Genomic DNA, 20,873 nt, shown 5'->3' on the forward strand with positions numbered 1-20,873 from the left:
ATGCCGGAGCTCCAAGACCACCGAAAGCTGCCGCGCCGCCGCGGAGCTGCCCTGAGCAGCGCCATCTTCGAAGCGGCCCGGGCGGAGATCGCCGAATCCGGGTATGCCGCCTTGACCATGGACAGCGTCGCCGAGCGCGCCCGGGCCAGTAAGGCCTCGCTTTACAGGCGGTGGCCCGGACGTGCGGCATTGGTATTAGAGGCAGCCTACGATGCGATGCCCGGCCCCGCGTCCGTCCCCGACACGGGAAGCCTGCGCGGAGATGCCCTGGCAGTCCTGCGGCAGGTGGCGCAGCAACTGCAAGGAGTGGTGGGGCAGGCCATGCGCGGGCTGCTGGGCGAGGCGCTTCAGAACCCGGCGGTGGCCGCGGAAATCCACGACTACACGCGGGGCAACGTCGTCAAGGTCATGCGCGCCATTATTGAGCAAGCCGTGGCCCGGGGCGAATGCGACCCCGCCCTGGCCACGGCTTGCAAGATCGAGGCAGGCCCCGCCTTGCTACGGCAGAGATTCATCTTCTCGGCCGCGCCCATCGAGGACGATTATTTGGTGCAGGTGGTGGACGAGGTGATGCTGCCGTTGTTGGGGGTCAGCCCGCCGAGGGGGCGGCAGTCCGCTGAAGGCTTCGGCTAGCTCGCCAGCCAGATGTCCGGGCCGAAGACTTCGTAGTGGATCTTCGTGGCGGGGATTCCCGCGTTGATGGCCTCGTTGCGGATGTGCTTCATGAACGGCAACGGTCCGCACAGGTACAGCGACGCATTTGCCGGCAGGTCCACTTCTCGCAGCGACATGAAGCCTGCGTTGGAACCGGCCTGCGGTTCTTCCAGCCAGAGCTGAAGGTCGGCGCCCTCGAGGCGTTCGACGTCGTCCGTCATCTGGGAGCGCAGCGCCCAGGACTCCAGATCGCTTTCCGCGTGCAGGACCAGGACCTGGCGGTCCGAGCCGGAGTCCGCGAGGGAACGCAGGATGGACGCGGTCGGCGTGCAGCCGATGCCGGCGGAGGCCAGGATCACCGGGCCCTCGCCTTCCTTGAGCGTGATCTCGCCGTAGGGGTTGGAGATCTCGAGGATGTCGCCCACCTGGACGGTGTCGTGCAGGACGGGGGAGACCTCGCCGCCGTCGTCCTTCTTGGTGGTGAAGCTGCGGCTCGTGCCGGCGTCGCCGGAGAGAGAATACTGGCGGACCTGGCGCAGCCCGTCCGGGAGGGTGACCTTGACGCTGACGTACTGGCCGGGCAGGGCGGGCGTGATGGGGGTGTCGTCGGCCGGTTCCAGGGTGAAGGTCATCGAGCCGGTGCCGGCGTGGGTCTTGGCGGCGACCATCCACAGGCTCCACATCGTGCCGTTGGCCTGTGCGGCGTAGAGGCCCTTTTCGAGCTTGATCAGGGCGTCCGCCATCAGCCAGTAGACCTCGGTCCAGGCTTCGGCGATTTCCGGGGTAATGACCTCGGCAAGGTCTTCGGCGATGGCGGCGAACAGGTGCTCGTAGACCACCTGGTACTGAGGTTCGGTGATGCCGAGGGAGGCGTGGCGGTGGGCGATGCGGGCGAGCACGGTCTCCGGCAGGGTACCGGGGTTGTTCACCAGGTGGGTGGCGAAAGCGGCGATGCTTCCGGCCAGGGCCTGCTGCTGGTTGCCGTTGCGCTGATTCGAGCGGCTGAAGAGCCCGTCCAGCAGCTCCGGGTGCGCCGCGAAGAGCCGGGCGTAGAATTTGGGGGTGATTTCGCCGATCCGGGAACCGACCAACGGGAGGGTGGCTTCGATGACGGGGCGGGATTTGTCCGAGAGCATGCGTACTCCTGAGGTAAGGGCCCGGGGCGTACATCCGGACCGCGTCAATACCTGTATTTGAAATACAAGTATTTATACATAAGTTCTACACTTCGTAGAAGAGATATCCAAATCGGGGGCGGCGGATCCGGAAATGCCCGGTCTGCAGGGAGTCGGGAGTCAGAGCCCCGGGCGGAGCCCGATCGCCTGGAACACAGGCGCCATCTGGCGGGATCCGGGAAGAGTGGACACCACAATGTCGTCGAGTTCGCGGTAAAAGGCTTCCCGGGCGCGCGAGAGGGCCCCGCGAAGCCGGCAGTCGTTGATGAGCGGGCAGTCGCCATTCAATGAGTGGCAGTCGGCCGGATCCACCCGGGTGTTGAGGAGCCGCAGCAGCTGGCCCACGGTGGCCCTGCGCCCGGCTTCGTTGAGCCTGGAGCCGCCGTTCCGGCCCCGTTCGACGTCGATCACGCCAAGTTCACGGAGTTTGGCCATGGCCTTGCTGACGTGGTTGTACGGGGTGCCCACGGCGTCGGCGATGCTCTGCGTGGTCAGCAGGTTGCCGTCAGGTGCTGCGGACAGCACCATCATGGCCCGCAGGCTCACATCCGCGAAGGCATTGATCTTCATGTCATCAACCTAGTGGAGGTCTAGTCCACCCAGATGGCGGGCTCGTTGGAATCAGCTGAAAGCTGCCCGAACTCCCATTCGCGTGACTCGGTGTTGGGTTCGTAGGGCAGGACGGCGGCGAACACGGACCCGTCACGGTGCTCGGCCGCCACGTGGATGGCATCCGTGTCCTCTTCCAGCAGGGTGATGTCGCAGACCACGGCGGCGGCACGGAAATCGTCACGGTTCTGCCGGAGCAGTTCCGTGAGGTCGCTGATCATCGTATTGGCATCGAATTCACCCTCCGAGCCGAACTCGGCGTCCGCAGGCGTAACGGCGACGAGGCGCACCTCGCCGTCGTTCTCCACCACGAGTGCGAAGGGCAGGAACCCGCCATTGCGCCCGAGCTGCTCCTGTGCCGCGCCGACGCCGGTTCCCAGCAGGTTTTCCAGGTCGGTGGCCGTGGCCTCGGGCACAGAGTCCCGCCAGGGCGTTCCGGAAAGTTCAGCCATGCTGGCGGCCTAGCCGTTGACCAGGGCAAGCACGCGGTCGCGGATGCGTTCCATCGTAACCCTGTCCGTGGCCTCTGCGTTCAGGCGCAGGAAAGGCTCGGTGTTGGACGGGCGCAGGTTGAACCACCAGCTGCCGTCGCGGGCGGTGAACGTGCTGCCGTCCAGCAGGTCGACATCCACGTCTTCGCCGGCAAAATCGGCACGGACGCGCTCTACAGCGCCTGCCTTGTCGTCAATTTCGGAGTTGATTTCCCCGGAGGAAACGTAGGGTTCGTACTCGTAGCCGAGTTCGGACAGCGGGCCGTCCTGCTCGCCGAGGGCGGCCAGGACGTGCATGGCGGCCAGCATGCCGGTGTCTGCATTCCAGAAGTCGCGGAAGTAGAAGTGCGCGGAGTGCTCCCCGCCGAAGACGGCGCCTTCCTCTGCCATGACGGCCTTGATGAAGGAGTGCCCGACCCGTGTGCGGACGGCGCGGCCGCCGTCGTGCGCCACCAGTTCCGGGACGGCCTTGGAGGTCAGCAGGTTATGGATGATGGTGGGCGTTTCCTCGCCCTGTGCCTTGGCGCGGGCGATCTCGCGGCGGGCCACCATACCGGTGATGGCCGACGGCGAGACGGGGTTGCCCTTCTCGTCGATGACGAAGCAGCGGTCAGCGTCGCCGTCGAAGGCCAGCCCGATGTCCGCGCCGTGCTCGATGACGGCGGCCTGCAGGTCCAGCAGGTTTTCCGGCTCGAGCGGGTTGGCCGGGTGGTTCGGGAAGGAACCGTCCAGCTCGAAGTAGAGGGGAATGATGTCGAACGGCAGCTTGGGCAGGAGGGCGTCGCCGAGCACTGCCGGGGTGGTCAGGCCTGCCATGCCGTTGCCGGCATCCACAACCACCTTCAGTGGGCGGGATCCCTTGAGGTCCACGAGCTTGCGCAGGTATTCGGAGTAGTCCTTGAGGACATCGTGGACTCCGATGAGGCCGCGCGTGCCCGCGGCCGGGATGGATCCGGCGTGGAGGTATTCCTCCGCGCGGGCCTGGATTTCCTTCAGGCCCGACTCCGAGGAGATGGGCTGGGCTCCGGCCTTGGACATCTTGATGCCGTTGTATTCGGCGGGATTGTGGCTGGCGGTGAACGTGGCGCCGGCCGCGTTGAGCGCACCGCAGGCGTAATAGAGCTCGTCCGTGGAGATGAGGTCCAGCAGCTGGACGTTTGCTCCGCGGGTGGCGGCGCCGTTGGCGAAGGCCTTGCTGAACTCGGGGGAGGAGGGGCGCATGTCGCCGCCCACCAGGACCGTCTGGCCCTCGAGCTTCAGGACATCCACGAACGCGGCGCCTACGGCTTCGACGATTTCGGCAGTAATGGATTCGCCCACAATGCCACGTACGTCGTAGGCCTTGAACGATGCCGAAAGGTCAAAAGTCTTTGTCTGGTCGCTAGTCACGCGTTCCATCTTACGTTGAAGCGCAACGCGGCCGTGGAGGAGTAGTTGAGTTACCCGGGCGTGCCCTGCAGGCCCGGGTGTGAATCTGTAGTCCACATGGCCGGAGCCTGAACTTCCCGGCTGTCAGAGGGGGCTGGGATACTGAACCAATGGCCAATAACCAGAATGCTTCAGTCCTTTCCGCTTCCGTCGATCTTCCCGCAGGTGAAACGGGCACCCGGGACCAGGCCCTGGAAGTGCTGCGAAGCCTGGTGGGACATCCGGAAGCCCGCTTTCATGACGGCCAGTACGAGGCCATTGAGGCCCTGGTCGACCGCGGCCGCCGCGCCTTGGTGGTGCAGCGCACCGGTTGGGGAAAGTCGGCCGTCTACTTTGTGGCCTCGCTGCTGCTCAGGCGCCGCGGAGCCGGCCCCACACTGATCGTGTCGCCGCTGCTGGCACTGATGCGGGACCAGGTGGCGGCAGCGGCCCGGGCCGGCGTCCGCGCGGTCGCCATCAACTCCGCCAACCAGCTGGAGTGGGATGCTGTCCGCGGGCAGTTGGCTGCGGACGAGGTGGACGTCCTGCTTGTTTCGCCGGAGCGGCTCACCAATCCGTCCTTCCGGGAGAACCAGCTTCCGGAACTGATCCGCCGCACCGGGCTCCTGGTGATTGACGAGGCACACTGCATCTCGGACTGGGGCCATGACTTCCGCCCTGACTACCGGCGCATCGCGGACCTCATCACACAGCTTCCGGACACCGTGCCCGTGCTGGCCACCACCGCAACCGCCAACTCCCGCGTGGTCCACGACATTGAGGAACAGCTGGGCGACGGCGTGCTCACCATCCGCGGCGCCCTTGGCCGTGAGTCGCTGCGGCTCGGCGTGCTGAGCCTGCCGGACTCCCGCGACCGGCTGGGCTGGCTGCTGACCCACCTGGCGGACCTGCCGGGCAGCGGCATCATCTACACCCTCACAGTCTCCGCTGCCGAGGACACCGCGCGCCTGCTCGCCGAGGCCGGCCATGAAGTGCTCGCCTACACGGGGCGCACGGACCCCGCGGACCGTGAACGGGCCGAGCAGCTCCTCAAGGACAACGAGGTCAAGGCGCTAGTGGCCACCTCGGCCCTTGGCATGGGCTTCGACAAACCTGACCTGGGCTTCGTGGTGCACCTGGGCGCGCCATCCTCCCCGGTGGCCTACTACCAGCAGGTGGGCCGTGCGGGGCGTGGCGCGGCGAACGCCGATGTCCTGCTGCTGCCCGGCTCGGAGGACCGCGACATCTGGCAGTATTTCGCCACGGCATCCATGCCGTCGGAGGAGAAAGCCGCGGCGGTCCTTACCGCGCTGGCCGAGGCCGGCGCCGCTGTATCCACCGTGGCCCTCGAAGCCCGCGTGGACCTGCGGCGCACGCCGCTCGAACTGCTGCTCAAGGTACTGTCCGTGGACGGTGCGGTGGAGCGCGTGGGCGGCGGCTGGCGTTCCACGGGCCAGCCCTGGACGTACGACGCCGAACGGTACACGCGTATTGCCGAGGCCCGGGTGGATGAGCAGGATTCCATGGTGATCTACCAGGACACGGCCGGGTGCCGAATGGAGTACATCACCTCGGTCCTGGACGACGAAACGGCCCACGCGTGCGGCCGCTGCGACAACTGCGCCGGACGCTGGTTCCCGGCGGACATCGCGTCAGCTGCAACGGAAGCGGCGGGGCAGACGCTCAGCCGTGCCGGCATCGCACTGGAGCCGCGCCTGCAGTGGCCCAGCGGCATGGACAGGCTCGGCGTGACCGTCAAGGGCAAGATCAAGCCGGATGAGAGCCTGGCCGAGGGCCGGGTGCTGGCCCGCCTGACGGACCTCGGCTGGGGCGGTGCACTGCGGGAAATTTTCGCATCAGGAGCCGCGGACCGCGAGGTGGACCCCGCCATGCTCCAGGCCTGCGTCCAGGTCCTCCGCGAGTGGGGCACCGGAAACGAACGCAACGCCGGCTGGAGCGGCGCCGGACGTCCCGCAGCCATCGTCAGCATCCCGTCGCGCAGCAAGCCCGCCCTCGTTGGCTCCCTTGCGCGGGGCATCTCCGGGATTGGCCGCATACCGTACCTGGGCGAGCTGAACCTGGAGCACGGCGGACCCACCGGCGGTCGCGGAGGCAACAGCGCCTACCGGCTGGCCGGAGTCTGGGAACGCCTCGCCGTGGGACCTGAGCTGGAAGCGGCCATGGCCGGCATCCAGGGGCAGAGCATCATGCTGGTGGACGACCTCACGGACAGCCGCTGGACGGTCACAGTCGCCGGCCGGGCCCTGCGCCGGGCCGGGGCCGGGGCCGTGCTTCCCCTCGTGCTGGGACAGGCGGGGTAGGGCCTTCCGGCGGGTCCGCGTAAGGGGCGGACTTATTCTGGCACCATGCCTGGCACGCCTATAGGATCGGCGAATGAGTCCAGGCCAGGAGCCATGAGCGAACCACTGAACAACGCCGCTTCGGCTGTCCGCCAGGAGTGGCAGCCCCGGCTGGCCCTGCTCGTTGCTGCGACCTTCTTTATGGAGTTCCTGGACGGCACGGTGCTGACCACTGCCATCCCCAGCATTGCGGGGGATTTCGCCGTGGCGCCGGCGGACGTCAACATCACCATGACGGCTTACCTCATGACGGTGGCCATGGGCATTCCGGTCAGCGGGTGGCTGGCCGAACGGGTGGGCGCCCGTCGTGTCTTCTGCGCCGCCATCGCCGTGTTCACCATTGCCTCGCTTTTGTGCGCGCTGAGCCAGGACCTCACCATGCTCACCGTCAGCCGTGTCCTGCAGGGCGCGGGCGGCGCCATGATGGTGCCGGTCGGCACGCTCGTGGTGCTGCGCCGCACCCCCAAGGAAGACCTGCTGCGGGCTACGGCCTACCTGGTGTGGCCGGGCCTGCTGGCGCCGGTCCTTGCGCCGTTGGTGGGCGGAGCACTGACCACGTTCCTGTCGTGGCACTGGATCTTCCTGATCAACATTCCGTTGGGACTGGCCGCGTTCATTGCTGCCCTGCGGCTGGTCCCCAAGGGAGCGGGAGACCAGTCCCGGCGCCTTGACTGGGTAGGGCTGCTGCTGACCACGCTGGGCGTGGGTGCCCTGGTGGTGGGCCTCGAACTCGCCACTGCCCACCCCTCGGGACCGTTCGGTGCGATCTGCGTGGCCGCGGGCTTCGTGTCGATCGCGGGGGCGATCCTGTGGTTGCGGCGGACCACCAACCCGCTCTTCCAGCTGAATGTCTTCGCCACCCGGACGTTCCGGGCAACGTCCACGGGCGGGTTTATTTACCGCCTGACCATCAGCGCGGTCCCCTTCCTGCTGCCGCTCATGTTCCAGGATGGTTTCGGCTGGGATCCCCTGCATGCGGGCGTCATGGTGGCCGCGGTTTTCGTGGGCAATATCGGCATCAAACCGGCAACAACACCGCTCATCCGCAGGTTCGGCTTTAAGCCCGTCCTCGTTTTCGCGTCGCTCGCATCAGCCGCAACGTTTGCCGTGTGCGCCCTGCTGGACGCCGGAACCCCGGAACCGCTCATCTTCGCCTTGCTGGTCTGCAGCGGCGCGTTCCGCTCCATCGGTTTCTCGGCGTACGCCTCCATCCAGTACGCCGACATCGTCCCGGGGCAGCTGCCATCCGCCAACGCAATTTCGGCCACCCTGGTCCAGCTTGCGGCCGGTGCCGGCATCGCCGTCGGCGCCCTGTTCCTCCGGCTCTTCGCCGCCCCCGGCGCCTTCGGGGCAGACCCCGTTGCGCCCTACCGGGGCGCGTTTCTGGCCATTACGGTCCTGATGCTGCTCAGCACCGCCGACAGCCTGGCGCTGCACCGGCAAGCCGGAGCCGAAGTCAGCCGCGGGCGTTCCGCGGCACCCAAGGCCGCGAACTCCTAGGCCGCAACCCCCCCAGGCAACTCGCCGAGGCCGCGAACAAGGCAGCTAACCCATACACCGGACCCTACGACTCCAGCACCGCCATGGCCGCGTTGTGGCCGCCAAGGGCGCTCACTGCACCGCCGCGCCGTGCTCCGGAGCCGCACAGCAGGATCCGGGGATCGTCGGTGGCCACGCCCCAGCGCCGGGCGGGGGTGTCCAGCGGGGCGTCGTCCTCGGCGAACGGCCAGTCGAGCCCGCCGTGGAAGATGTTGCCCCGGGGCATGCCCACGGCACGCTCGATATCCAGGGTGGTTTTGGTTTCGATGCACGGGGTTCCGTCGGCGCTCGTCAGCAGCAGCTGCTCTATCGGCTCCGCCAGCACTGAGTTGAGGGATTTCACGACGGCGGCCTGCAGCGCCGCCCGCATCTGGTCGTTGTTCTCCGCCGTGATGAGCCTGTCCGGAACGTGCAGCCCGAAAACAGTCACGGTGTGGGCGCCGGACGCCTGCAGCTCCGGGGAGAGGATGGTGGGATCGGTCAGCGAATGGCAGTAGATCTCGCACGGCAGCGGATCCGGGACTGTTCCCTGCTCCGCCGCCAGGTAGGCGTCGTCCAGCTGGGTCCAGGTTTCGTTGATGTGGAACGTGCCGCCGAAGGCTGCCTCCGGGCTGACGCTGCTGTCCAGCAGCCGCGGCAGCCGCTGGAGCAGCAGGTTGACCTTGACCTGTGAACCCTCGCGCCGGTGGTTCGGATTTGCGGGCTCCCCGGCGGTGCTGCCCCGCAGCCTGTCCAGGACCGCGGGCGCGACGTTGGACAGGACCCAGGCCGCAGAGACTGAATGTTCCCGGCCGCCATGGAGGTAGTCCAGCGAGCCGCCGGACCGGACGGCCGTGACCTCGGCAGACCTCAGGATGGTGGCGCCGGCTTCGCGGGCGGCGCGCTCGAGCTCGCCCGAGACCGCCCCCATGCCGCCGATGGGAACATCCCAGTCACCGGTTCCGCCGCCCAGGAGGTGGTACAGGAAGCAGACGTTCTGCTGGAGATCGGCGCTGTCCGCCCTGGCAAAGGTCCCGATCAGGGCATCCGTCAGGACCACGCCGCGCACCAGGTCGCTGTGCAGCCTGCTGGTGATGGTTTCGCCAAGTGGCTGCTCGACCAGCGATGCCCACACAGCCCCGGCTCCGGCCGCTGTGGCGAGCCGCTTGGCCTCCGACCGGGTGAGCAACGGGGATGTCATGGTGGGCCACAGGGTCCCGGTGAGCTCCCGGCACTCCGCGTAGAAGTGTTCAAAGTCCGCGCCCTCGGTGGCCGGCGCCCCCACTGCGGCGAATGATGCGGCCGTTGCCCCGGCATCGCCGTTGTCGATCAGGAGGCCCCGGCCGGGGTTTGCCGGGTCCGGCGAATAGGAGGAGTAGCGCCGGCGAGCGAGCCGGATCCGCAGTCCGAGATCGTCAATGATTTCCTGCGGCAGCAGGCTCACCAGGTAGGAGTACCGCGAAAGCCGCGCGTCGACGCCGTCGAATGCCTGGGCGGAAACGGCAGCGCCGCCGGCGTGGTCCAGTTTCTCCAGCAGCAGGACGTCGCGCCCGGCCCTGGCCAGATAGGCGGCAGCCGCCAGGCCGTTGTGCCCGCCGCCGACAATAACCACATCATGCTTGCTGCTGCTCGCCATCTGGCCATCCTGCCACCCGTGCACCTTCCCGGCGGGAGGCCAAACGCGGGAGTACCCACGGAAACGGAGAAGGCGCAAACACAGAAGGTCCCGGGAACGCAAAAGGCCCCGGTCCAAAGACCGGGGCCAAACGCGGAGACGGGGGGATTTGAACCCCCGGTGGAGTTGTGCCCCACACTTCATTAGCAGTGAAGCCCATTCGGCCGCTCTGGCACGTCTCCAATTGCTATTCCTAGCCCACCAAGGATACGCAGAACGGGGCATTCAGTGCAAAACGGCACCAAAACGTGCCAAACGGGAGGCACAGGGACCCGCCGCGGGAGCTACCCGTCGGCGCGGCCCGCCAGGGAACGCCACAGGAAATGCTGGCTGCGGCTCTGCAAAGCGGCCGCCTGCCGGTTGTCGGAAGCGCCGGCGTGGCCGCCCTCCAGCGCCTCGTGGAACCAGACGTTGGGGATGCCCATGGCCTGCATCCGCGCCGCCATCTTGCGCGCCTGCACGGGCCCCACCCGGTCATCGGACGTTGCAGTCCAGATGAAGGTCTCCGGGTAGTCCACGCCGTCGTGAAGGAGGTGGTATGGCGAGAACGTCCGGATGAACTCCCACTCCTCAGGCACGTCCGGATCCCCGTATTCGGCGATCCACGAGTACCCGGCGGACAGCTTGGTGTAGCGGCGCATGTCCAGCAGCGGCACCCCGCAGGACACCGCGCCGAACAGCTCCGGGTACCGTGTCAGCATGTTGCCCACCAGCAGCCCGCCGTTGGAGCCGCCCACGCAGCCGAGCCGCTCCTTGGACGTGACTGCGCGCGAGATCAGGTCCCGGGCCACGGCCGCGAAGTCCTCGAACGCGCGGTGGCGCTTTTCCTGCAGCGCGGCGCGGTGCCACGACGGCCCGTACTCGCCGCCGCCACGGATGTTCGCCACCACGTAGACGCCGCCGCGGCTGTGCGTCGGGCCGTCTTCTGCTGTCGCTTCGGTTCCGCCAGGTGCGTCCGTCCGCCGTTCCAGCCAGGCCCGGCCGATCGCGCCGCTGTAGGCAGGCGTCCGCGAGACTTCGAACCCGCCGTACCCGGACAGCTGCGTGGGATTCTGGCCGTCGAGCACCAGGTCCCGGGAAGCCACCTGGAAGTAGGGGACCCGCGTGCCGTCGTCCGACACGGCGAAGTGCTGCTGGACCTCGTAGCCGGAATCGTCAAAGTAGGACGGCGAGGTGCGGATCACCGCGTGCTCGCTCACAACACCGCCGTCTCCGCTGCGGCGAAGCGTCCCCCTGGTCAGGGTGCTCGGCGTCGTAAAGCCGGTGGCCACGAGCCAGAAGTCATCCCCGGCGCCGGGAGCTTCCCCCTCCGGCACGGGCACGGTGCCGCCGGTGCCGGTGCCGTCGTCGTCATCCGAGTCGCCGGCGTCGTCCTCGTCGTCAACGGCGAAGGCGTTGACGTCATGCAGCGGCGGGCAGGCGTCCAGCAGACTGGAGGCCCAGGCCGAATCAGTTCCGGGCCGTTCCGGGTCCAGGACGCGGATCTCCGAAGAGACATCCCGCAGGAGGTTGAGGATGAGGAAATTCCGGGTCCAGCTCCATGACTGCAGCGACGTGTGCGCGTCCGGGGTGAAGAGGACCTGGAGTTCGCGGCTGCCCGCAAGGTAGCCCTCGAAGTCCGCGGCGAGCAGCGAACCTGCCGGGTACGTGGTTCCGTTGACGTCCCAGTCGCCCTGCGGGCGGAACAGCAGCCATCCGCGGTGCACGCTCAGGTTCACGTCGGTCGGGGCGTCGATGACAACCCATTCCCCGTCCCGCAGCACGGACGTGTTCTTGTTGAAGAAGCTGATCCAGTCCATGGCGAAGGTTCGCTCATACCCCGGTGTGGAGTCATGGGCAACCAGCGCCATCATGTGGTCCTCGGGGATTTCAAACACCTGTTCGGCGGACGCGAGCGACCCGCCGCGGGGAAGCCTGACGGCGGTGCGCGCGTAGGACGAGGACGTCTTGGGCATGCCGTCGGCGGTGCTGGCCACCAGCAGCGTGTCCCGGTCCAGCCATGAGGCGTTGCCCTTGGCCGTCGGGAGGTCGAACCCGCCGGATGCGGGGTCGACGAACGTGCGGGTCTCGACGTCGAACTCACGGTAGCGGTTGGCATCGCCGCCGTCGGGGGAGAGGGACAGCAGCGCCAGGCGGTGCGGTTCGCCGGCTGAAGGACGCAGGAAATTGGCGCCGTGGAATACCCACTCCTCGCCTTCTGCAGCAGCGAGGGCGTCGACGTCCAGCAGCACATCCCATTCGGGCGACCCGCTCCGGTAGCTGTCCCAGGACGTGCGGCGCCACAGGCCCTTGGGATTCGTTCCGTCGCGCCAGAAGTTGTAGTACCAGTCGCCGTGCTTGCCCACCATGGCGATCTTGTCCGTGGAGTCCAGCACCTCCAGGATGCGGCTTTCGAGCCTGGCGTAGTCGGCATCCTCGAGCAGGTCCTCGGTGCGGGCGTTCTGTTCACGGACCCAGGCCAGCGGTTCTTCGCCGTAGATATCCTCGAGCCAGATATTCTCGTCGGTCGGTTCGGGCGCTCTCCCGGCGGAGGAAGAGGCGCCGGACGCGGGCTGGTGATCAGCTGCTGTGGTGGTCATGGCCCCTACGAAACAACATCGGCGCGCAGCTAGCAAGTCACATGCGGATACTCTGGATGGCGTGGGCATATCGCAAAGCATCCGGACGGCACTAATAGGGGCCGGACCCCGCGGTACCAGTGTCCTGGAGCGGCTCCTGGCCAACTGGCGCCTCAGGAACCCCTCCGCTTCCCGGCCGGGCGGCGCCCCGGGCCTCCACATTGACGTGGTGGACCCCTACCCTGCCGGGCCGGGCCACGTGTGGCAGCCCGGCCAGTCGCGGCTGTACCTGATGAACACGCAGTCGTTTTATCCCACAGTCATTCCCGAAGACCCTGAACTGGCTGCACCGGTAGCGGGCGCCACCTTCGACCGGTGGCGGGCCGCGCAGCAGGACAATCCGCTCGCCTCGCTGACCGAGGACGAACGGGCCGAACTGTCCGGCCTCGGATCGCAGGACTTTCCGAGCCGTGCCATCTACGGCCGCTACCTGCGCTCCACCCTCGACGAGCTGCTGGCCCACCTCCCGGCAGGCGTGACCGTCCGGTTCCACCGCACCACAGCCACCGCTGTCCGGCCTGCAGGCAACGGAACGTTCGACGTCGAACTCGAGGACGGCGGGCCGCTCACCGTCGGTTCCGTGGTGCTGGCCCTGGGGCACCTCGAGTCCAGGCTCAACGCCGAACAGCGCGAGCTCCAGGCAGGTGCCGGCCAGCTGGGGCTCCTGTACCTGCCGCCGGCAGCACCTGCCGACGTCGACTGGTCCGTAGTGCCCGCAGGCCAGCCCGTGCTGGTCCGCGGCATGGGGCTGAACTTCTTCGATGTGATGGGGCAGCTCACCGAAGGGCGCGGCGGGAAGTTCGTGGCAGCCGTGGCAGACGGCGACACGGCCGCGGGTCCCAGGCCGGTGCGGACCGAACTGGAGTACATCCCGTCCGGGGACGAGCCGCTGATTATTGCCGCGTCCCGGCGCGGGACGCCATACCGGGCCAAAGCGAACCTCGCCGGGTACTACCCGGCTGGTGTGACGCTCCGGTACTGCACCGGGGGCGCCGTCGGGCGGTTCGCGGCGGCGGGAATCACTCCCGGCTTCGATCACGACCTCTGGCCCCTCCTGCAGCGCGACGCCCTCTGGGCCTACTACTCCACCCTGGTCCGGACCCGCCCGGACGCCGTCACCGAGCCCGGGGAGTTCCTGGCCATGCTCCAGGAGACGATGCGGCCCCACGCCCACAGCGTTTCCCACTGGGAGGCCGAAGCCGACGTCCTGATCGCCAAGCATGTGGCGCCCGGCCAGCGCCTGAACCTCCCGGGCCTCGCAGCACCCTTGGCCGGACGGTCCTTCGCGTCACGGGCGGACGTGGATTCCGCCGTCGTGGAGTACCTGCTCGATGACGCCCGGCGCTCGGCCTTGGGCGAGGACGACCCGGTGAAGATGACCATCGGCGCGCTGCACCACGGCAGGGCGGTGCTGAAATCGGCAGTGGCCGACGGCGGCATCACCGATGAGTCCTGGGTCGCCGGCCTCCGGGGCTGGTTCGAGTCGTTCGTCGAAGGACTGGCCAGCGGCCCGCCGGCCATCCGCGCGGAGCAGCTCGCAGCGCTCGCAAAGGCGGGAGTGGTGAGTTTTGTGGGCCCGGACCCGAAATTCGCGCTCGACCGCAATGCCGGCACCTTCTCGGCGGCATCTCCGTGGGTCAGGGACGGAGCAGTCCGCGCCCGCACCATGATCGAAGCCCTCGCTCCCGCCAACAGGGTTGCCGTGAACGTGTCCCCGATGCTGGAGCAGCTCCTGGCCGACGGCCTGGTGCGGCCCCGCCTGATGATGACCGTGGAGGGAATTCCGGTGGAGACCTCCGGCCTGGATGTCAGTCCGCACCCCTACCGGCCGGTGGGCGCCAACGGATCCGTCACGGACGGGCTGTACGTGCTGGGCCTGCAGCTCTCCGCAGCGCAGTGGGGCACCGCCATTGCCGCGGAGTCGCGGCCGCAGAGCGGGCCGGTGTACCGCAGCGGCCAGCGGACCCTCCGTGACGCCGACGAAATAGCCCGGCACATCCTCGACCGCTGACTCCCGCCGGCCCAAACCAACGCCCCGACGCTCTCTCATTTCCTGCACCCTTTTTGCCGACGCTCTCTCACTTTTGGGGCCTTTTGGGCGAACGCTCTCTCACTTTCTTCGAGGTAGTGAGAGAGCGTCGCAGGAGGACCGGCAAACTCTCTCTCACCTGCCCCAACGAAAACATGCCCCGCCCTCCGGCCACGGACTCCGGAGTCCGTGGCCGGGGCGGGGCACGTTCATTTGCTGTCAGGCTTGGAAACTAGCCCTTCAGGCACTTCTGGTACTGGAGCCAGGCCACGCCGTACCTGATCCAGCCCGGGAAGTCGTACCACTTGGTGGGCGGCACAGGCGCCGTGCAGGCCGGCGGGACCGGGCCGCTGGCGGCAACCTGGACTGCGGCCTTGACCACGGTCCCGGATTCGGCCGCGGTAAGCAACAGGGTTCCGGTGCCGGAGGCTGCGCCGGCCGGAACCTTCACATCCACTGCCGCCGCGCCCGCTGACACCGGGACCGTGCCGAGCTGGCTCACCGTTCCGGCCGCATCCGTGAAGGCGGCCGTGAGCGAGGTGTTGACCGGGCTGCCCAGGGACGTGAGGTCCAGATTGGAGACCGCAAGCGTGATGGAGCCCCCGGCTTTGACCTCCGCCGCCGTGGTGTTCACAACAGCCACGGTGCGGCGGGCAAAGTCCGGCGACACCGGATTGTGGCCCTGCAGGTACTTGATCCAGGCGTCGCGGTCCACGAGGCCGGAATCCTTGGTGCCGACGCCGTCCTTGAAGATCCGGAAGTTGTCGCCGCCGGTTGCCAGGAAGCCGAACGTGCCGATGCGGTAGGACTTGGCCGGATCGATCAGGGAGCCGTCGACCCGGATGGACGTGATCCGGTCACCTGCGGCGCGGGCGGCGTCGTACGTGTAGTTGACGTTCCTGGACAGCCCAAGCTGCTGGTAGGCGCGGCTGGGGACCGTGCCGTCCGGGTTGGTCTGCCACTGCTGTTCCAGGAGCGTCCTGAACTGCGCCCCGGTCAGGGACGTGGTCCAAAGGTTGTTCACGAACGGAAGCACGGCGTTCGCCTCCGCGTACGTGATGGTCCCGTCCGGCGCGAAGTACAGCTCGTTGCGCAGGCCGCCGGGGTTCACGACGCCGATTTCCGCGGCGCCGAGGTCGGGCGCCTTGAGCGCGTCCACCAGGGAATCCGCCACGAGGTTGCCCAGGGTGGATTCGCTCGCGCGGTCGTCACGCGCTGCCGGGCTGGTTGCCGTGGCCGGCGTGAAGGCCGTGGTGATATCAGCAGTCACCTTCCCGACGGGCTGGTTGCCCACCACCGCGGCGTCCGCCAGTGCCTTGTCCACAATCGTTTTGACTGCTGCAACGCGTGGATATCTGGCCATCAGGTCCGCCGCCGTCTCCGAAGCCGTGGGCACGGTCCGCTTGACGTTGCCGGCTTTGTAGCCCGTCACCTGCATCGTCGTTGTATCAACCGTCAGCTGGATCTGGCCGATGAATTCGCCGTAACTGCCGGTCTGCACGACGGGGCGGGTCTTGCCCGTCGGCTGGCCGCTGGCATCGAGCACCGGGGCATCCCAGGAGTACTGCTTGTGGGTGTGGCCGTTGAAGATCGCGTCAACATCGGGAGAGGTTTCATTGACCAGTTTGGCGAAGGGGCCTCCGGCCGCCACTTCCTGTTCGAAAGTGGAACCGTCGGGCGTACCGGACCCGGCGCCGTCGTGGTTCTCCACGATGATGACGTCGGCGAGCTTGTCGCCGGTGATCTTCGCGGCAACGCGGTTGATCGCCTCGACGGGATCCCCGAACTCAAGCTCGGCGATGCCCGCCGGGGTGACCAGCGACGGCACTTCCTGGGTGACTGTGCCGATCACGGCCACCTTGACGCCGTTCATCTCCAGCACGGTGTATTCCGGCAGGGCCGGTTCCGTGGTCCCCTTCTTGTAGACGTTGGCGCCGAGGTAGGGAAACCTGGCGTTCGTTCCGCCCGCGACGACGCGGTCGCGCAGGTCCGCCCAGCCGCCGTCGAACTCGTGGTTGCCTACTGAGGACGCCCTCAGTTCGAGGGTGTTCAGCACATCGAGGGTGGGCTGGTCCTTGGCGACGGCCGAGGCGAACAGCGAGGCCCCAATGTTGTCTCCTGCGGACAGGAACGCCGTGGCGCCGGGAGCGGCAGCCTCGCGGAGCTTTTCGATGGTTGCCGCGAACAGGAAAGTGTTGGAGTCGATGCGTCCGTGGAAATCGTTGATGCCCAGGAAGTTCAGGTCAACGCTCGCCGGGGTGACAGGTGCGGCCGGCAGGTCCAGGCCCACCACCACGGGATCGTGGTCGCTCGCCCTGAACTGGTCCGGCGCGTAGTAGTTGGTCACATTGTTGTTATACCGGCTGTACTCCAGAGCCACGGACTCCACGGAGTTAATGTTCCAGATGTCGGCGCCGGTGACCACAGCGTTCGCACCCGGCGACGCAAGGACGTGGTCCAGGGACCCCACCAGGCCACCGAAGAGGTACGAGTGCTTGGCGGTCCCGTCGGCGTTCCTGGCCTTCTCGTCCTGGTTGGCATAACCGGCGGCCGTGAGGACGTTGATGGGGTCCTCCTTGGCGTAGGCGTTGAAGTCGCCCATCAGGAAGACCTTGTCGGTACCCTTCGAGGACTGCAGTTCGTTCGAGAACGCGAGGAGGGATTTGGCCTGCTCAGTGCGGGCAAGGTTCGAGGCGCCCTGGCCCTTGTCGGTGTCCTCCGCAGTGGCAGCCGATCCTTTCGATTTGAAGTGGTTGGCAATGGCGATGAACTTCTTCTCGTCGGACCCGCCAACCGGTTTGAACACCTGCGCCAGCGGTTTGCGGGCACTGGCGAAGGCCACTGTGTCGTTGTGGATGATGGATTCGCCCACCGGCTCCGCCACGGCCTTCCTGTAGATGAATGCAGTGCGGATCATGTCCTCGTCAGCCAGCGGGGGAGCGTTGGCAGGGGTGCGGACGTAGTCCCAGATGCCGGGCGTGGCAATGTTCAGGGCGTCCACCAGTTTGGCCAGGGCGTCGTCGCGGTCCTTGCCGAACTGTGCCGAGTTCTCGACCTCCATCAGGGACACGACGTCGGCGCCGGACTTGCCGATGGCCGCCACGATCTTGTCCTGCTGCCGCTTGAGGTTCTCGGCGTTGGCGGCACCGCGGGCGTCACAGCCGCCCTGGACAGTGAGCGGGTTGCCGTCACGGTCCTTGTAGAACGTGCAGCCCGCGAGCAGGTCGCCGGTGGTGGGGAAGTAGTTCAGCACGTTGAAGGAGGCAATTTTCAGGTTGCCTCCGACGGCGGCCGGGGCCTCGGCGCGGGTGGCCCCGAAAGTTGCCGGCTGGACGATGCCCGCATTTTCCGGCGTCAGGTGGGTCAGAGGCTGGAACTTCCAGGCGTTGTTGGCGTAGCTGAGCACCACGTTGGTTTGGAAGGTCACCGGCGAACCCGCCCGGACGGGATCCGCAGTGGTCAGGTACGGCAGCACCTGCGCCTTCGTCGTGGCGTCCTTGAGGAAGTTGGTGGTGGCACCGTCGTCGAGCTTGATACCGCGGGCGGCGTTGGCCGCCACGGTGGCCGTGTAGTCAGCCGAACCGTACGGGGCGACGGCGGTGGGCTGTTCCAGCGGAGTGGTTCCGCCTGCCAGGCCGATTTCGCCGTACTGGTTCAGGGAGTAGTTGTCGGTGACGGTCACCGCGCCCTGCGGAGTCAGCAGCATGCCTTCCAGGGATTCGCGGAAGGCTTCGTCCGCCGGGAGGGCGAAGCCGGTGGACTTCACTTCCGGAGCAGCTTCGGCAAGCTTTGTCAGGCCGGCGGCGTCAGTCACGTTCACTTGCGTCATGCCGAAGAACTCGCTGACGGCGCCGGTGATTTCGACGTAGTCGCCGACCGTGACGGACCCGACGGCGGCGGGGGAGTAGACGAAGACAGCGTCCGACGCCGTGTGGTTGGCCGGGGTCAGATCGCCGCCGGTTCCCGGCGTCTGGACGTAGAACCCGGCGAAACCGCCGGTGGGGAACGCCGCGGTCACCTTGCCCCGGGTAGTGACAGTGGCGCCGATGAACGGGCTGGCCGCACCGGAACCCTGGATTTCAGCGATGGTCCTGGCTGCGGGGGCAGGGGGAGGATCCACGGGGTCAGGATCGACGGGATCCGGATCCACAGTGCCGCCGGTGGCTGTCGGCGTGATGGTGGCGCTGAGCGCGAAGTCGGCGGCGTTGTTGTTGCCGTCCCCTCCGTTGGAGCGGTTCAGGCTCTTGACGTCGGTGTTCCCGGCCGGCGCAGCCGCGGCCTGCGTCTCGAAGGTGTTGGATGTGCCGTAGCCCAGCAGGTCCGCAACGTTGGCCGGCTCGATCACCGAACCGGTGGCCAGCGGGCTGACGGCAGTGGCCTGCCTGGCCAGGATCAGCGTTCCTGCCGTACCGGACGGGTTCAGCCCGGTGGCCACGGCGTCCGGCGCGGGCAGCTCGGCGGCCGTGGATGTGGCGCTGTTCGTGCCGCCCTGGACCAGATAGTGCCCCTTCGCCTGGATGCTGCCACTGAGGGCCGCGACCCCGTTCGGCGCCGACGTGCCCCCGGCCGAGCGGTACTGAAGGGACCAGCCGTCCAGCGATACGGGCGCATCAGAGGTGTTGTACAGCTCCACAAACTTGTGCTTGTAGGCTGCGCCGGTGCTGCCGCCGCTGAGGTAGGCCTCGTTGATGACGACGGGCGATGTACCTGCAGCGGCTGGTGGGACCTCCGCTGCAAACGCCGGGACGGCCGTCAACGGAGCGGCGATGAGCCCCGCTGACAACGCCGTGCCCAGCGCAATTTTCCAAGGTGTGCGTTTCATCCGCTCTAACTCTCATTAGGGTGCCCCGGGTAAGGGGCTCAGTGGAATGTGTCCGGCTTGTGGCAACGGACAAAGGGCCCGGACTTTACTCCTGGTCAAGTAGTTTCCGGCACAGCAAAACAGGGTTGAATGAACGTGCGATTGATTTAGCGTGCATTCTGCGAGACGTCCCCCAGCGAAACGTTCACCGCCGGCCCCGGGGCGGCATCGGCCCGGTCCCGGCAACGGTGTTTTTGTTTGGTGTGGATTCCGGCCCACCCCATGTGCCGGACATGCCAAAAGAATACCGGCCAGTAGCTCGGATGGGAGCCGCTGGCCGGTATTTCTTACATCAATTTACTTAGATGGAACGCCCGGAGGCTTTACGCCCCGGAGGCGTCTGCGTCTCCTGTTCCGGCCTGATCGGCGGCTCCCTGCCCGGTATCTGCCACGATCTTGAACATTGCGCCGGTGGGGTCGGCAAGGGTGGCCAGCCGGCCGAATGGAGTGTCGTCCGGTGCGTCGATCACCTTTCCGCCGAGGCTGACTGCCTTCTCAATGGAGGCATCCGCGTCCTCGACGGCGAAATAGACCTGCCAGTTGGACGGAACCTCGGCCGGCAGGTAGCCCGAAGCGTCCATGATGCCGGCCTTCGCTGCATCCCCTGCGCCCAACGTGGTGTAACGGAACTCGGGAGTGTCGCTCATGACGTCCGTTTCCCAGCCAAAGACGTCCTGGTAGAACTTCACGGCGGTGGCGTAGTCCTTGGTGTGGAGTTCGTGCCAGGCTGCTGCGCCGGGCTCGGCCACGAGCTGGTAACCCGTCATTTCGCGCGGCTGCCAGATTCCGATGGCTGCTCCGGTGGCATCTCCGAACATGGCCATCACGCCCTGTTCCGGGACGTCCATGGGCGGCATGAAGACCTGGCCGCCGTGCTCGGTGACGGCGGCTGCCGTGGCGGCGGCGTCGTCCGAGCGCAGGTAGGTCGTCCACACGTCCGGCATTCCGGCCATGGTGTCATCCTTCTGCATGAGTCCGGCCACGGACTTGCCGTTTTTCCAGGCCGTGATGTAGCCGCCGTATTTCTCCTCGTCGCCCGTCTGGAAGTCCCACCCGAACAGTTCTCCGTAGAACTGCTTGGCGGTGGCGGCGTCCGAAGTCATGAGGTCGATCCAGCTGGGTGCGCCGGGAGTGATGTCAGGGCTGGGCATAGTGGCTCCTGTCGGTATCCGCGGCAACAGGGCCGCGGTGAAGGGATGGTCGGTGAAGACAAACCAGACACTATTCCGGAGCACCGACACTTTCAATGGTCCCGGTCCAAACTTTCACTTAACGGAAAATGCCCCAGGTCCTGATGGTTCAGGGCCCCGGGGCATCGTTCGCGGAAGGTAAGAGATTCGAACTCTTGGTACGGGGTTACCGCACACTGGTTTTCAAGACCAGCTCCTTCGGCCGCTCGGACAACCTTCCTTACCGAGTAGTGTTTCATAGGCAGTTGGCTGCGACAAAAACCGTCCGGAGTGTTTGCGGGCCGGC

General features: G+C 67.1%; 12 protein-coding genes and 2 tRNA genes. 4 read left to right on the forward strand and 10 right to left on the reverse strand.

Features of this window, described 5'->3' with window-relative positions:
- Positions 1-633 carry a TetR/AcrR family transcriptional regulator gene (locus J7I79_RS08740; protein ID WP_214952319.1) on the forward strand — a complete coding sequence of 211 codons (633 nt, stop codon included), beginning with the start codon at positions 1-3 and terminating at the stop codon, positions 631-633.
- Here J7I79_RS08740 and J7I79_RS08745 read toward each other — a convergent pair.
- The 4 genes from J7I79_RS08745 to J7I79_RS08760 all read right to left on the reverse strand — a co-directional run bounded on the left by J7I79_RS08745 (position 630) and on the right by J7I79_RS08760 (position 4,318).
- Entirely contained in the window at positions 630-1,790 is a 1,161-nt protein-coding gene (locus J7I79_RS08745) for a globin domain-containing protein (RefSeq protein WP_214952321.1), read from the reverse strand. The genes J7I79_RS08740 and J7I79_RS08745 overlap by 4 nt on opposite strands.
- Positions 1,791-1,949: 159 nt before the next feature.
- Positions 1,950-2,399 (reverse strand): Rrf2 family transcriptional regulator, encoded by a 450-nt coding sequence (locus J7I79_RS08750; RefSeq protein ID WP_214952323.1) that lies wholly within the window; start codon positions 2,397-2,399, stop codon positions 1,950-1,952.
- Between the two features lie 20 nt (positions 2,400-2,419).
- Positions 2,420-2,890: a hypothetical protein gene (locus tag J7I79_RS08755; protein WP_214952325.1), complete on the reverse strand. Its 471-nt coding sequence runs from the start codon at positions 2,888-2,890 to the stop codon at positions 2,420-2,422.
- Between the two features lie 9 nt (positions 2,891-2,899).
- Positions 2,900-4,318, reverse strand: a complete 1,419-nt coding sequence (locus J7I79_RS08760; RefSeq protein WP_214952327.1) for a phosphomannomutase/phosphoglucomutase — start codon at positions 4,316-4,318, stop codon at positions 2,900-2,902.
- Between the two features lie 149 nt (positions 4,319-4,467).
- Between J7I79_RS08760 and J7I79_RS08765 the strand changes: the two genes are divergently transcribed.
- A complete protein-coding gene (locus J7I79_RS08765) occupies positions 4,468-6,657 on the forward strand; it encodes an ATP-dependent DNA helicase RecQ (protein WP_214952329.1) in 2,190 nt (729 codons plus the stop codon).
- A gap of 93 nt (positions 6,658-6,750) precedes the next feature.
- Entirely contained in the window at positions 6,751-8,196 is a 1,446-nt protein-coding gene (locus J7I79_RS08770; protein WP_214952331.1) for an MFS transporter, read from the forward strand.
- Positions 8,197-8,260: 64 nt separating this feature from the next.
- Here J7I79_RS08770 and J7I79_RS08775 read toward each other — a convergent pair whose 3' ends face one another.
- From J7I79_RS08775 to J7I79_RS08785, 3 genes are all read right to left on the reverse strand, one after another.
- Complete coding sequence (locus J7I79_RS08775; RefSeq protein ID WP_214952333.1) at positions 8,261-9,850, reverse strand: NAD(P)/FAD-dependent oxidoreductase; 1,590 nt, start codon at positions 9,848-9,850, stop codon at positions 8,261-8,263.
- A 133-nt stretch (positions 9,851-9,983) separates the two neighbouring features.
- Positions 9,984-10,071, reverse strand: a tRNA-Ser gene (locus J7I79_RS08780).
- A 102-nt stretch (positions 10,072-10,173) separates the two neighbouring features.
- Positions 10,174-12,468, reverse strand: a complete 2,295-nt coding sequence (locus J7I79_RS08785) for a prolyl oligopeptidase family protein (RefSeq protein ID WP_214952335.1) — start codon at positions 12,466-12,468, stop codon at positions 10,174-10,176.
- Between the two features lie 61 nt (positions 12,469-12,529).
- On the opposite strand from J7I79_RS08785, the gene J7I79_RS08790 reads away from it, so the two are divergent.
- Positions 12,530-14,518, forward strand: a complete 1,989-nt coding sequence (locus J7I79_RS08790; RefSeq protein WP_214952337.1) for an FAD/NAD(P)-binding domain-containing protein — start codon at positions 12,530-12,532, stop codon at positions 14,516-14,518.
- A 250-nt stretch (positions 14,519-14,768) separates the two neighbouring features.
- On the opposite strand, the gene J7I79_RS08795 is transcribed toward J7I79_RS08790, so the two are convergent.
- The 3 genes from J7I79_RS08795 to J7I79_RS08805 form a co-directional block, all read right to left on the reverse strand.
- Positions 14,769-19,358, reverse strand: a complete 4,590-nt coding sequence (locus J7I79_RS08795) for an ExeM/NucH family extracellular endonuclease (RefSeq protein ID WP_214952339.1) — start codon at positions 19,356-19,358, stop codon at positions 14,769-14,771.
- A 362-nt stretch (positions 19,359-19,720) separates the two neighbouring features.
- Positions 19,721-20,548, reverse strand: coding sequence for a VOC family protein (locus J7I79_RS08800; RefSeq protein ID WP_214952341.1), 828 nt, complete (start codon positions 20,546-20,548; stop codon positions 19,721-19,723).
- Between the two features lie 171 nt (positions 20,549-20,719).
- Positions 20,720-20,807: transfer RNA gene (locus J7I79_RS08805), tRNA-Ser, on the reverse strand.
- Positions 20,808-20,873 lie beyond the last annotated feature (66 nt).

The organism is Arthrobacter sp. ISL-69, from assembly GCF_018613775.1.
In the GTDB taxonomy this organism is placed as follows: domain Bacteria; phylum Actinomycetota; class Actinomycetes; order Actinomycetales; family Micrococcaceae; genus Arthrobacter.